Origin of the sequence: Novosphingobium sp. (assembly GCF_040398825.1) — a bacterium.
Taxonomy (GTDB): Bacteria; Pseudomonadota; Alphaproteobacteria; order Sphingomonadales; family Sphingomonadaceae; genus Novosphingobium.
In genome coordinates this window covers 1-10,806 of the sequence record NZ_JBBATI010000024.1, presented here as the reverse complement: position 1 = coordinate 10,806, position 10,806 = coordinate 1, and the positions used below count along the sequence as shown (strand labels likewise).

The window sequence follows — 10,806 nt, the reverse complement described above, 5'->3', positions numbered from 1 at the left end:
GACCCCAATCGCCATCAGAATTTGAAACCAAACGGAACGAGCTGCGCGGTCAGCGACACCATCAGCCGGTTGGGCGAACGCTGCACATTGGTGCCGGTCAGCAGTGGCGGATCAAGCGGATGGGCATAGGTCACATCCAGCTTCAGCCCGTTGATCACGGTCAGCCGCGCGCCGCCACCGACCGACCGCAAAATCCGGTTTCTTTCGGTGGAGGACGGATCGCGGTTCCACAAATGGATCCAGTCGTAAAAGCCATAAATCTGCCCGCGCACGCGCGGCCCCAGCGGCAGGTTGAACCGTGCCTCGCTCGCCGCGGCAAACGCCTTGTCAGCGGTGTTGGCACCCGGATCATAGCCGCGCCCGACGGTCAGGTTGCCGATCGCAAATTGATCATAATTCAGCAGCTCGCGGTCGGCCCATTGCCCCTGCACCGTGCTGGCCAGTTCGAACAGCGGGCCAAGATTGACCACCCCGCTAAGGTGGCCGCGCACGATGAACGGTGTGCCGCTGCCGTTAAACCGCGACGGGCTGGACGTGCCGACAATGACGCCGGGCTTGGTCGCGCCAAGAATGCCGATACCCTTGCGCAGTTCCAGCCCGCCGGACACTTCTGCCTTCTGGCTGCCGTCCAGCCCGAGCAGGCGCTTGTCCGCGTCCACCCGCACATACAGCGTGGAAATGCGATCGAGGCCGATACCCTGCCCTTTTTTATCGCCGGCAAAATAGACCTTGGTGCGCTGTTCGGCATATTCGAACCCGCCGGTGGCAATTACCGACGCGGTGGTCGTGCGCACAAAGGTATGATCGTACGACAGATTTTCGATCAATGAGACCGTGCGCAAATCCAGCCCGGTCAACGCCGGGCGCGATTGGGCAAACGTGCTGACAAACGCCAGGTGGTCGTTGTGGCTGTTCAGCGTGATCGCTTCGCCAAACTGAATGGTACGCTGTTTGCGGAAATCGAACGTGGTCGATCCCGCGATATACGCGCGATCGTCCAGGTTGAGCAGATCATAGGCCTCTGCCCGCAGATAGACCGTTTCACGCCCCAAAGCGGTACTGTTGTAATTCTGCACATTGCCGACCAGCGCAAACCGGCGATAGGATACGGTGATATCGCCGATCAGATCGCCCGGCTTGCCCGTGGCAGTATCGGGCGACAGCCCCATCTGCATGGTCAGGCCGGGGATATCGTTGGCCTGCAACAGCACCTTTTCGGCCTCAGCCGCGTTGAGCGGGGTCAGTTTTTTCAACTGTTCGATGCGTGCGCGCACTTTGCCTTCAAACGGGCCGGCATCGCCGTGAACATGCACCTCGACAATGCGGCCGGTCACCACTTCCAGCCGCAGCACGCCCTGGTCGATGGTCTGCGGCGGGATCTGCACCGCCGCGACATAACGCGCGTGCTGCAGGCGGAAATTGGCCTCATCACGCAAAGTGCAGACCGCGCTGATCGACTGCGCATCGCTGCCGGTGGTTATCCCCTGCACCACGCGCAGGATTTCGGGGTCAAGCGCGGCGCCGCCTGGGCCGGTGAAGGTGATGCTGCGGATCGCGACTTTCACATCGCTTTGCGCCAGCGGGCACGGCCCGGCGCGAAATGCGCCCTGTTCGCGGACCTTGACCGTACTTTTGGGCGGGGCTGCGTCGGGCGCAGCGGGATTGACCTCTTGCGCGGTCGGCAGGCTGCCTTGCGGAAGCGACGGAGGCGGTGCCGGCACCGATTGCGCAGCCACGACGGGCGCAAAGCCCGCCAGCACGGCCCCCAGGCCGACGGCTGCGATTGCTTGCGATCGTCCCATATTCCCCCGCAGCTTGAATCACACAAGTTATAAGACCGGCGAGGAAGGATTCCTCACCAGCCCGTTCGGCGCTTGATTTGCGCGATTCTTTTGTTTTTTTAACGCCCTTGCCCCAATGGTGCATCCGCCGGGACAGAGTGTCAACGACCAATGGTTCGGGCACCCAAGAACATGGCAAGGTCCGGGCTATGTAATCACACTGTCATTATTGCGCGATGCCGTTGCGCACGGGACCAATATCTGCCGCCCTTCGGCCCTGGCGCCAGTCAAACCCGCGCATCAGGCGCGATCAGGGCAATACCGCCAGCCAGTGGCTGACCGCGATGACCACCACGCCCGCCACCACGGTCAGGTGCGGCAGGTATCCTGCGCCGGTGCGGACCCCGGGTTCGGGGCGCAAGTGCAGGTCTTCGCTCATGTCGTCGGGAAACTGCCCCTTGTCGGTCACATAGTGCCGCCATGCGAACACCGGCACGATCATCGCCACGCATACCAGCCCGGTGTACAACGTGCCCTTGCCCAGCATGTCCGCGCCCACGCCCATCAGCGCCAGATTGACGAATGACAGCACTGTCCCCGCCCCCAGCAGGACGGTCGGCGCACGATAGGGGCGTTCCCAGCCCGGACGATCCATCCGGTGAATCCACGCCGCATTGAGATTGAGGAAGTTGAACAGGATATAGCAGACGTTCGACACGCCCAGCACGAACACATAGTCCGACATCGACAGCAGCACGAGATTGAAGCCGAGGTCGGTCCACATCGCCGCCGTCGGCGCGCCGGCATGGTTCACGCGGCTGAGGTATTTCGGCAGCCAGCCATCCACCGATGCCTGGTACAGCGTGCGTGATGACCCGGCCATCGACATGATGATCGCCAGCAGCAGCGCCAGGATCATCATCACCACGATCACGTTGCCGACCACCGGCCCGGCCTTGATCATCCCGGCCATCGCCTGGCCCACGCCCATGTTGTTGGCGATGCCGGGCGACAGCATGCCATCCAGCCCCAGGACACCCTGAAAGCTGATCGGGACCAGCGTGAACACGACGATGCACAACAGCCCCGACGACAGGATCGCCTTGAACGTGTCGCGTTTGGGATCACGAAATTCACGCGTGTAACAAACCGCTGTTTCAAAGGCATACGTCGACCACGCGGCGACAAACAGCCCGCCCATAAAGATCGAAATGCCCCCTGCATCCCAATGGCCATTGATCGGGTGGCCGGCGGCGTCGTGGCTTAACGGCACGATCGGCCACAGATTGTGGCGCGGCAGATCGCCGGTCAGCAACGGCACCAGCCCGATCAGCATCAGCGGCACCAATGCGACCACCCCCAGCACGATTTGCGCGCGCGCGGTCGAACTGATCCCGCGATGCTGGATGGCAAACGCCACCAGCAGGAAACCCGCACCGATGATCGACGTGGCATTGATGCGCAAAGCCAGACCGGTTTTCAAAAACGACAGATCGACCAGCGTCCATTGCCAGGTGTTGATCGCGGCATCGGCGCCAAACAGGATCGACAGCGAAAATCCCGCCGCCAGCCCCGACCCGATGGTCAGCACCGGGGACCACGCCAGCCAGTTGCACCACACCGAAACCGGCGCAAACACTTTGGAATACCGCGCCCACGCGACCGCGCCATAAATCGATGCGCCGCCCGATTTGTTGGGGAACAGCCCGGCGATTTCGGCATAGCTGAACGCCTGGATAAACCCGAACAGGATCGACACCGTCCACACCAGCCACGACGCCGTACCCACCGATGCGGCAATCGTGCCGATCGTGAACAGCACCAGCGCCGGCACCCCGCTGGCGATCCAGAACGCGCCGGTCCAGCTGATCCCGCGCTGCAGCCCGGGATTGTCGGCTTGCGCTGCTACAGTGGCCATGGTCTGTCCTTCGCCGGGGTCGGCTGCTGGGGGTTCATGAACGGACCCGGGTCTTGTCGGGATCGTAATGGGGGAAACGCACGACCGTGGCGCCGATGCGCTTTTGCTGCCCGTCCAGCTTGCCGATGGTCAGCGCGGTGCCCAACGCGGCATAGGCCACATCGATCCGCGCCAGCGCAATGGTCTGGCCCAGGATGGGCGATCGCGTCGCGCTGGTCACCACCCCGGCCTGCACCCGGCCGGCATAGACCGGATCACCATGGCCCACAGGTTCCGCGCCTTCGACCGCCAGCCCGGCCAGCACGCGTTGCGGGTGTTCGCGGCGGCGGGCGAGCGCCTCTGCCCCCACAAACGCGCTGCGCTTTGACTTGGGTGCGGCAAACCCGATCCCGGCCTCGAACGGGTCGGTCTGGTCGCTGAATTCATAGCCGGCAAAAATCAGCCCGGCCTCTATGCGCAACATGTCGAGCGCGTCCAGCCCGGCGGGCAGCACTCCGTGCGGCGCGCCAGCCGCCATCAGCACATCCCACAATTCAGGCGCGCGGGTCGGATGGCACCACACTTCATAGCCGAGCTCGCCCGAATAGCCGGTGCGCGACACCACCACCGGCAGATCACCCGCCGCAACCGCGATGCGCCCGGTGGTGAACCGGAACCAGCCCAGTTCGGCCACCGTCGGCCGGTGCGCCGGCGTGGCGACCAGCGGCGCCAGGATTTCGCGCGACAATGGCCCCTGCAGCGCGACATTGGACAGCTGATCGGTGGATGACTTTACCCAGGCCTGCAGGCCGCGGTCCGCCGCCAGCTGGCGCAGCCACACCCCGCACCAGTCTTCGCCGCACACCCAGCGGAAATTGGTCTGGCCCAGCCGGAACACCGTGCCATCGTCGATCATCCCGCCGTTGTCGTGGCACATCGCGGTATAGACGATCTGCCCCACCGCCAGCTTGGTCATGTCGCGCGTGACCGCCAGGTCCATCAGCGCCTCTGCATCCGGGCCGGTCACCTCGAACTTGCGCAACGGCGACAGGTCGATCAGCGCGGCGTGGTTGCGGCAGGCCCAGTATTCGGCGATCGCGCCGTGGTTGGTATAGGCAGACGGCAGCCAGAAGCCGCGATAATCCACCATCTGCCGGGTCAGGGCGGCGGTGCGGGGGTGAAATCCGGTCTGGCGGGTCAGCTTGGCGGGGGCGTCTGGGGTCATGCGATGGGCATTGCCGGGCAGAACCACGGCACTCCTGTCATATGTGCGAACATGGATGTCGGTGGGATTCCAGCCATTGGCCGGGTCGATATCGTCGGGGCACGACGATGATGCACACACCAGGTCGGTCAGCGCACGCAGCAGGACATAATCGCCAGGGCGCGACCACGGTTCATCCATGCCGATCGTTTCATCGTGGCCGACAAAGGTGTTGTAGAAAAAATTGATCGCCGGCCAGCCGCTGCGCGGCGCCACGCCATGCGGCGCCAGCGCGTTGTTGAAATTTTCGGTGCAGTTGGCGTGGCCGGGATAGCCCTGATCCTCGTAATAGCGCGCGCTGCAGGCCAGCAGAAAGGTGTCGTGGCGACCCACAGTATCGCGCACCACTTCGACCAGGGGGCGCATGGTTGCATCAAAATAGCGCGCGTGCAGCCCGGGGCTGGAAAAGCTGCGCCCCATCAGCGTACGGGTGACGGTGGGGTCCAGCCCGCGTTCATGGCCCAGTTCCAGCGCGGCGGCATCGAACGCGACAAAATCCGAACATTGCCGCCCGGCGACATCGATGATCTGGATATAGTCGCCCGCCCGCACGCGATAGGCGCGCGCGGTGGCCGCGGACACGCGCAGATCCAGCACCGGCACACCCAGCGGCGGCGGCAGATCATCGGCGGGATCGGCGCGTGCAATCCGCACGTGCAGTTCGGTGGCGGCATCCTGCGCATCCGGCTCCATCGGCGCACCGGGCGCGCGCACAGTGACCGCCAGGGCCACGGTGGTGTCAAAGCCATGTTCGGCACCGGCCGGCGAATCCGCACCGAACAGCGCGATCGTTTCGTCGCCATCAGCACCGTGCAGCACCAGCGAACCCGGCTGCAATCCTTCGGGATCGATGATCCGCACGCGGTCGCCCGGGCCCAGGTCAAAGCGGACTTCGCCGCCACCGGGGACGATGACCACCGTATCGGCCGGGTGCGGGATAGCGGCAGAAGCCATCGTTGCTGTGCCCCTGCCCCCTGCCGTCAGACCGTAGTGTCGCTGGTGGCCAGAAACGCCTCAAGCGAATCGTCGAGCGCGTCCATCCAGCGGGTGTGATGGCGCGGGCTCATCGTGCCGGTCAGCACCGAGCGATAGGACTGGTTGCGATAACCCATGATGTCGTGTTCCTTGTCGTGTTCCCACTGTTTGAACAGCGCGGCCACGGCATCGGTATCGAGCACGGGATAATCGGTCGCTTCCATCAATTGGCGCACATAGGCGGCCTGGAAATCGATTTGCAATTCGGGGTTGCTGGCCGCTTCTTCACGCCCCTGCCAATCGGCAATGCTGGCGGCGCGCACATCGGCATCGGGCACCGCGATGCGCCCCAGGATCAGGTCGCGCACATACCACGCCTGCGCGTCGAACATGTTGAAGGTGAAATACTGGTCCTGCATTCCGACATAAAACAGCGCGGGATTGTCCTGCCACACCACGCCCTGCCACAGATTGCCGGGATAGAGCCGGTTGTGGGTGACCAGCCGCAGATCATCGGGCAGGAACGGGAAATGGTGCAGGTATCCGGTGCACAGCACGATGCCATCGACCACTTTCGATGTGCCATCGATGAAATGGACGGTGTTGCCCTCCACCTTCGTCAGCAGCGGTCGCTGTTCGAACTGTTCGGGCCAGTCGAACCCCAGCGGCCGCGTGCGATAGCTGAACGTGACCGAGCGCGCGCCATATTTGACGCATTGCGTGCCGATATCCTCGGCCGAATAGGAACTGCCGACCATCAGCACATCCTTGCCGGCGAATTCATCGGCAGAGCGGAAATCGTGCGCATGCATCACGCGGCCGGGAAAGGTTTCGATCCCTTCGAACTGCGGCACGTTGGGAGTCGAAAAATGGCCCGACGAGACAATCACATGGTCAAAGGTTTCTTCGTAGGTGGTGTCGGCAACCTGGTCCTTCACCCGCACGGTAAACAGTTGCGTGGCGGCATCCCACGATACCCAGCGCACCGGGCTGTTGAACCGCACATACGGGCGCACCCCGGCGCGTTCGACGCGGCCCATGATATAATCGTGCAACACCGCGCGCGGCGGATACGACGGGATCGGCCGGCCAAAATGTTCTTCAAACGAATAATCGGCGAATTCCAGACATTCCTTTGGCCCGTTCGACCACAGATAGCGGTACATCGATCCATGGACCGGTTCGCCATATTGATCGAGCCCGGTGCGCCAGGTGTATTTCCACAGGCCGCCCCAGTCGTCCTGCTTTTCAAAACAGACAACCTCGGGAACGTCGACCCCTTTTGCCTTGGCGCTCTGGAACGCGCGCAACACGGCAAGTCCGCTTGCGCCGGCACCAATAACTGCAATCCGCTTGGCCATGAAAGTCCTCCACCGTCGGCGTGATTGTTCGCATTCCGGCGCGACCGTCAACGCCCAATTCGTGACCGAGGCGATAACCGCCGGGTCTGGGCGGGTCAACTATCAGGAAAAATTATTTCCTTTAAAGAATGCAGCAGTCATCCGCCCGCCGTGCCTGCACGCGGATAGACGATGATCGACAGATAGCGGATCACGCCCGCGCCCATATCCTCCGGCCCGTGTTGCGCCTGGCTGTCAAACAGCAGCGTGTCGCCCGGTTTCAGGTCATACCGCCGGTCGCCATGGCGATAGCCCAGCTCGCCCTCCAGCATATAGATTAGCTCGGTGCCGCTGTGGGCAAAGCTGGTATAGGGCAGCGCGTCGGCCGCCAGCGTGATCAGATAGGGCTCGATCGCCAGATCGCCGCTGAGCAAATGGCCAAGCAACTGGTAGATATGCCCGGCCTTGGTGCCGCGCCGTTCGATTTTTACGCCCTGGTTGGCGGCGACAAAGGAACAGTCCTGGCGGTCCTCGACCAGCGCGAACAGCGCCGAAATCGGCACGTTGAGCGCCTGCGCCAGCGAATGGACCGAGGTCAGCGACGGCGAAATCTGGCCATTTTCAATCTTTGACAGCATGCCGGTCGACAATCCGGCGGCAGAACTGAGATCGGCCACCGACAGATCCTGCTGGCGCCGCAACTGCCGCACGCGCAGCCCCAGCGCCTTTTCCAGCGCGCGCGGATCGTTGCGCGGCGCGCCCGATCCGGTGGGAAACGGTTCGGCAGTGGTGGCGAGCCCGATCGTGCTGTCGGTGGTGCTGTCCGCCATGTCAGGCCGGCAGCGCGGTCACGTCCGGCGCGATGCCGGGCGTGGTCGGCGCGCCATCGTCAAACGCCGCCAGATGCGCGACCAGCATGTCATGATACCGGGTCAGGCCTTTGTAGGCGGCAATATCGGGATGCAGATCGCGCATCACCCGGTGCAGGCGCCGGCCCCATTTGGGCACGCGGGTCAATTCGTCGATACTGGCCAGATAGGTGCGGATGCCGAACAGCAGGCCGTTGGAACGCGGCAGGCGGAAAAAGGTTTGCAGTTCCACCCGCAGGTACAATTGCGAACCAATGTTTTCGGGCGTCAGGCTGGCGCGGTCCGGCCCCCACATCGGGTAATTTTCGGGCGAGGTATCCAACCGCGGGTTGATCGTCATGGTCCAGTTCATGCGCCGCGCCGGATGGCCATAGCGCACGCGCATCAGGTATTGCAGCGCGCGGTCAAACACCCCGGCCTGGTGCGCCAATGGCACCGGCCCGTGCCATTCGTGAAAGGTCATGCCGACATCGAACGCAATGCTCCAGTCGGCGGGCACGGTGGCAATCCCGCCATCCAGATACAGCGTGCCATCGCGCTGATCCTGCAGGGTAAAATCGCCCTGCGCCTGCCGCGCAATATATTCGAACGGCGGATGCGGCAGTGTCGACGCATCGCCAAAGCGGAACCGCTGGTGCAGCCCCAGCGGGCGGTTGGTCCAGGTCCAGTCGTCACCATCGCGCGCCAGCGTAAACTGGTCGGGATAATCGGTGGACAGGCCTTCCATGATCAGTTCCAGCGTGTCCCATTCCGCCGCGTGCATGTGCGGCAGCACCAGGCAACGGCCCGGCTCATGCGCCAGCACAGTCGCGCGTTCGGCACATTCGGCCACGTAATGTTCATCGACATCGAACGCGACCGCATAGGCACCGGTCGATCCGGCGCGGGTGTGCGGTTCGATATTCACGCCGTACATATAGCTGTCTTCGCCAAACGGCAGCGGAAAGCGCAGGATCGCTTCATCGCTGTTGGCAAAGCGGAAATCATCGCGAAAGGTTTCGTCAGGCTTGAACATCGTGGCCATGGGGTGGTCCTTATATATCCAGGACGAGCAAAGCGCTGCGACTACGTGATACGCACGGCATCACGCAATCGCCAGCGGCGCGTTCGGCCTCGCTCAAAAAATGGTCGCGGTGTTCGGGTGTGCCTTCGCGCACCGGCACTAGGCACACGCCGCAGGCCCCGCCCCGGCACAGCGAATTTGCATCAACGCCCGCCGCCTCGATCGCCTCCAGCATGGTCTGATCGCCCGCCACCGCGATATCGATCCCCGATCTGGCCAGCCGCAGCAGGAACGGTTCGCCGCCAGCCGCGCCGAAATCCTCTCGATGCACGTGCGATGCGGGCCAGCCCAGCGCGGCCGCGGCGGCCTCCACCGCGTCCATCAGCGCGGCCGGGCCACAGGTGAAGACATGCGTGCCCAGTGGTTGCGTTGCCAGCAGCGCAGGAAAATCGCAGGCGGCGCGCCCGGCGTGGATATGGATGTTTTCCCCTTCGCGGGCGGCCAGCAGGCCTGCGAACACCGGCACTTCACCGGCGGTGGCAATCTGGTGCAGTTCAAACCGCGCATGGGCGGCGCGCAGATGCGCGACAAACGCCAGCAACGGGGTCACGCCGATGCCGCCGCCGATCAGCAGATGTTTTTTGGCCTGGCTGTGCAGCGCAAACAGGTTGTGCGGCACCGTCGCCTCGATCGTATCGCCGACAGCCAACCGGTCGTGGATGTGGTGCGATCCGCCCCGTGACCGGTCATTGCGCCGCACGATCAGCGTGTAGCCGTGGTCCGGATCGGCGGACACCAGCGTATAGGAATTGTGCAACAGGCTCCCACCAGCCGGGGGGGGCAGCATGAGCGTAATGTGTGCGCCCGGCGCGGCCGGCGGCAAGCGCGATCCATCGGCAGCCACCAGCCGCACCCGGCGCAAGCCGGGCGCGATCAGGCTGGCATCGGCCACGGTCAGCAGCAGCGTGCGGTTGTCCATCATGCGCCCACATCCTGATCAAGCGGTTCGGTTGGCGGAATGGCGCCGGGGATTTCGGCATCGCATTGCACCCCCAGCCAGGTGTTGTGCACGCGTGAAAAATGGTCCCGCACTTCCAGCAGGGCGCCGCACCCGGCACATTGCACCAGGGTGGTGGTCACCCCCGGGTTCACGGTGCGGCAATGCACGCATGATACCCGGCGCGTCGTGGCGCCGGTGGCGAACAGGCGCAATTCTTCGCGCCCCATGCCCGCCGCGCCGGCCGCGCGCGCAACGTCCCACACAAACGGTTCGCTGCCCACGGCATAAAGCCGCAGACCCATGGTTTCGGCGGCCAGCCGGTGCGCCAACAGCGCGATCAGATGGCTGGCCGAACGAAACTGCTGCACCCCCGGCCCGCCGAACGGCTGCGGCAGCACTTTGGCATGGGCAACCACGCACCAGGTTTCGACAAAATCGGTGGGCGACACCCCGACGGCCAGCGCGACCGGATCGATCACCGCACCATCGGTCACCAGCAGATGCGCGCGTGCAGCGGGCACGGGCGCGAGCGGGGAATAGCGCGGCCGGCTGGTGCCGGATTGCGCCTGCGTTACGGCATTCATGGATCAAACCGCCTTTTTTGAGTGTGCCACTCAAAAGTGCCACCCACCACCCCGCACCCCCGGCCCAACCGCCCACAGGGTACCTTCAATGGG

At 64.0% G+C, this 10,806-nt stretch carries 8 protein-coding genes; all 8 read right to left on the bottom strand.

Features of this window, described 5'->3' with window-relative positions; all coding sequences use genetic code 11:
* Positions 1-14: 14 nt before the first annotated feature.
* Entirely contained in the window at positions 15-1,802 is a 1,788-nt protein-coding gene (locus ABWP89_RS12420) for a ShlB/FhaC/HecB family hemolysin secretion/activation protein (RefSeq protein WP_353229620.1), read from the bottom strand.
* 289 nt (positions 1,803-2,091) lie between these two features.
* Complete coding sequence (locus ABWP89_RS12415) at positions 2,092-3,699, bottom strand: trimethylamine N-oxide permease (RefSeq protein ID WP_353229619.1); 1,608 nt, start codon at positions 3,697-3,699, stop codon at positions 2,092-2,094.
* A 34-nt stretch (positions 3,700-3,733) separates the two neighbouring features.
* On the bottom strand, positions 3,734-5,896 hold the full coding sequence (locus ABWP89_RS12410; RefSeq protein WP_353229618.1) for a trimethylamine N-oxide demethylase: 2,163 nt from the start codon (positions 5,894-5,896) through the stop codon (positions 3,734-3,736).
* A 26-nt stretch (positions 5,897-5,922) separates the two neighbouring features.
* Complete coding sequence (locus ABWP89_RS12405; protein ID WP_353229616.1) at positions 5,923-7,278, bottom strand: trimethylamine monooxygenase; 1,356 nt, start codon at positions 7,276-7,278, stop codon at positions 5,923-5,925.
* A 137-nt stretch (positions 7,279-7,415) separates the two neighbouring features.
* Positions 7,416-8,087: a helix-turn-helix domain-containing protein gene (locus ABWP89_RS12400; RefSeq protein ID WP_353229614.1), complete on the bottom strand. Its 672-nt coding sequence runs from the start codon at positions 8,085-8,087 to the stop codon at positions 7,416-7,418.
* 1 nt (position 8,088) lies between these two features.
* Entirely contained in the window at positions 8,089-9,150 is a 1,062-nt protein-coding gene (locus ABWP89_RS12395) for a heme-dependent oxidative N-demethylase family protein (RefSeq protein ID WP_353229613.1), read from the bottom strand.
* 10 nt (positions 9,151-9,160) lie between these two features.
* Positions 9,161-10,111 carry a PDR/VanB family oxidoreductase gene (locus tag ABWP89_RS12390; RefSeq protein ID WP_353229611.1) on the bottom strand — a complete coding sequence of 317 codons (951 nt, stop codon included), beginning with the start codon at positions 10,109-10,111 and terminating at the stop codon, positions 9,161-9,163.
* The gene (locus ABWP89_RS12385) at positions 10,108-10,713 is read right to left on the bottom strand and encodes a dimethylamine monooxygenase subunit DmmA family protein (protein WP_353229609.1); all 606 of its coding nucleotides are present in this window, start codon (positions 10,711-10,713) and stop codon (positions 10,108-10,110) included. Before ABWP89_RS12385 ends, ABWP89_RS12390 begins: the two co-directional genes overlap by 4 nt.
* Positions 10,714-10,806: the final 93 nt, after the last annotated feature.

Bases quoted from the DNA above. Each gene is read 5' to 3' on its own strand.
- ABWP89_RS12420 (WP_353229620.1), bottom strand. From the start codon at position 1,802: ATGGGACGATCGCAAGCAATCGCAGCCGTCGGCCTGGGGGCCGTGCTG.
- ABWP89_RS12415 (WP_353229619.1), bottom strand. From the start codon at position 3,699: ATGGCCACTGTAGCAGCGCAAGCCGACAATCCCGGGCTGCAGCGCGGG.
- ABWP89_RS12405 (WP_353229616.1), bottom strand. From the start codon at position 7,278: ATGGCCAAGCGGATTGCAGTTATTGGTGCCGGCGCAAGCGGACTTGCC.
- ABWP89_RS12400 (WP_353229614.1), bottom strand. From the start codon at position 8,087: ATGGCGGACAGCACCACCGACAGCACGATCGGGCTCGCCACCACTGCC.
- ABWP89_RS12385 (WP_353229609.1), bottom strand. From the start codon at position 10,713: ATGAATGCCGTAACGCAGGCGCAATCCGGCACCAGCCGGCCGCGCTAT.
- ABWP89_RS12395 (WP_353229613.1), bottom strand. From the start codon at position 9,150: ATGGCCACGATGTTCAAGCCTGACGAAACCTTTCGCGATGATTTCCGC.
- ABWP89_RS12410 (WP_353229618.1), bottom strand. From the start codon at position 5,896: ATGGCTTCTGCCGCTATCCCGCACCCGGCCGATACGGTGGTCATCGTC.
- ABWP89_RS12390 (WP_353229611.1), bottom strand. From the start codon at position 10,111: ATGATGGACAACCGCACGCTGCTGCTGACCGTGGCCGATGCCAGCCTG.